Genomic DNA, 2,946 nt, shown 5'->3' with positions numbered 1-2,946 from the left:
ACCACGCTTCCACCTCGGACCTATCAACCTCATCGTCTTTGAGGGATCTTACTCACTTGAAGTGATGGGAAGTCTCATCTTGAGGGGGGCTTCATGCTTAGATGCTTTCAGCACTTATCCTTTCCACACGTAGCTACCCAGCTATGCTCCTGGCGGAACAACTGGTACACCAGCGGTGTGTCCATCCCGGTCCTCTCGTACTAAGGACAGCTCCTCTCAAACTTCCAACGCCCACGACGGATAGGGACCGAACTGTCTCACGACGTTCTGAACCCAGCTCGCGTACCGCTTTAATGGGCGAACAGCCCAACCCTTGGGACCGACTACAGCCCCAGGATGCGATGAGCCGACATCGAGGTGCCAAACCTCCCCGTCGATGTGAACTCTTGGGGGAGATAAGCCTGTTATCCCCGGGGTAGCTTTTATCCGTTGAGCGATGGCCCTTCCATGCGGAACCACCGGATCACTAAGCCCGACTTTCGTCCCTGCTCGACTTGTAGGTCTCGCAGTCAAGCTCCCTTCTGCCTTTACACTCTTCGAATGATTTCCAACCATTCTGAGGGAACCTTTGGGCGCCTCCGTTACCTTTTAGGAGGCGACCGCCCCAGTCAAACTGCCCGCCTGACACTGTCTCCGAACCGGATCACGGTCCTGGGTTAGAATGTTCATACAGCTAGGGTGGTATCCCACCAGTGCCTCCACGTAAGCTGGCGCTCACGCTTCCAAGGCTCCCACCTATCCTGTACAAGCTGCACAAACAGTCAATATCAGGCTACAGTAAAGCTCCACGGGGTCTTTCCGTCCTGTCGCGGGTAATGCGCATCTTCACGCATAGTATAATTTCACCGGGTCTCTCGTTGAGACAGTGCCCAAGTCGTTGCACCTTTCGTGCGGGTCGGAACTTACCCGACAAGGAATTTCGCTACCTTAGGACCGTTATAGTTACGGCCGCCGTTTACTGGGGCTTCGGTTCTACGCTTCGCTTGCGCTAACGCTTCCCCTTAACCTTCCAGCACCGGGCAGGTGTCAGCCCCTATACTTCGCCTTTCGGCTTCGCAGAGACCTGTGTTTTTGCTAAACAGTCGCTTGGGCCTATTCACTGCGGCTCCTCGGCAGAGGAGCACCCCTTCTCCCTAAGTTACGGGGTCATTTTGCCGAGTTCCTTAACGAGAGTTCTCCCGCTCACCTTAGGATTCTCTCCTCGCCTACCTGTGTCGGTTTGCGGTACGGGCACCTCTTTCCTCACTAGAGGATTTTCTTGGCAGTGTGAAATCAGGAACTTCGCTACTATAATTCACTCCCCATCACAGCCTGGAATTGTTGGACGGATTTGCCTATCCAACTCCCTCACTGCTTGGACGCACACGACCAGCGGTGCGCTTTCCTTATCCTCCTGCGTCCCCCCGTCGTTCAAACGGAAAGGAGGTGGTACAGGAATATCTACCTGTTGTCCATCGCCTACGCCTTTCGGCCTCGGCTTAGGTCCCGACTAACCCTGAGAGGACGAGCCTTCCTCAGGAAACCTTAGGCTTTCGGTGAAAGAGATTCTCACTCTTTTTTCGCTACTCATACCGGCATTCTCACTTCCAGGCGCTCCACCAGTCCTCACGGTCTGACTTCACTGCACATGGAACGCTCTCCTACCATTGTTCAAAGAACAATCCGCAGCTTCGGTGATACGTTTAGCCCCGATACATTTTCGGCGCAGAGTCACTCGACCAGTGAGCTATTACGCACTCTTTAAATGGTGGCTGCTTCTAAGCCAACATCCTGGTTGTCTGTGCAACTCCACATCCTTTCCCACTTAACGTATACTTTGGGACCTTAGCTGGCGGTCTGGGTTGTTTCCCTTTCGACTATGAACCTTATCACACATAGTCTGACTCCCAAACATAAGTAGCTGGCATTCGGAGTTTGACTGAATTCGGTAACCCGATGAGGGCCCCTAGTCCAATCAGTGCTCTACCTCCAGTACTCTTTGTTTGAGGCTAGCCCTAAAGCTATTTCGGAGAGAACCAGCTATCTCCGTGTTCGATTGGCTTTTCACCCCTACCCACACCTCATCCCCGCATTTTTCAACATACGTGGGTTCGGGCCTCCAGTCAGTGTTACCTGACCTTCACCCTGGACATGGGTAGATCACACGGTTTCGGGTCTACGACCGCATACTCATTCGCCCTATTCAGACTCGCTTTCGCTACGGCTCCGTGTCTTCCACTTAACCTTGCATACGATCGTAACTCGCCGGTCCATTCTACAAAAGGTACGCCGTCACCCATTAACGGGCTTCGACTACTTGTAAGCACACGGTTTCAGGTTCTATTTCACTCCCCTTCCGGGGTGCTTTTCACCTTTCCCTCACGGTACTGGTTCACTATCGGTCACTAGGGAGTATTTAGCCTTGGGAGATGGTCCTCCCGGATTCCGACGGAATTCCTCGTGTTCCGCCGTACTCAGGATACACTCCGGAGAAAATTCCTTTTCAACTACAGGGCTCTTACCTTCTTTGGCTGATCGTTCCAGATCGATTCGTTTAAAGAATTTCTTTGTAACTCCAATGGAGTGTCCTACAACCCCAGAAAGCAAGCTTTCTGGTTTGGGCTGATTCCGTTTCGCTCGCCGCTACTTGGGAAATCGCATTTGCTTTCTCTTCCTCCGGGTACTGAGATGTTTCAGTTCCCCGGGTCTGCCTCGTATATCCTATGTATTCAGATATACGTACTGTTCCATTACGAACAGTGGGTTTCCCCATTCGGAAATCCTCGGATCGCAGTCTACTTACGACTCCCCGAGGCATATCGGTGTTAGTCCCGTCCTTCTTCGGCTCCTAGTACCAAGGCATCCACCGTGCGCTCTTCTTCACTTAACTATCTCTCATGAATAAGCATTGTAAATAAAACAAGCTTCTACAATTGCTTTCGCAATTGTATCCACTTTTTTGGTTTG

General features: G+C 52.0%; 1 rRNA gene. It reads right to left on the bottom strand.

The features are described from left to right. Positions 1–2,869: ribosomal RNA gene (locus tag DX933_RS10300) — 23S ribosomal RNA — on the bottom strand; the annotation flags it as partial. Between the last annotated feature and the right edge of the window lie 77 nt (positions 2,870–2,946).

The sequence above is a fragment of the Ornithinibacillus gellani genome, from assembly GCF_003730295.1.
Classification (GTDB): Bacteria; Bacillota; Bacilli; order Bacillales; family Amphibacillaceae; genus Ornithinibacillus_A; species Ornithinibacillus_A gellani.
This window is presented reverse-complemented; position numbering and strand designations above follow the sequence as displayed.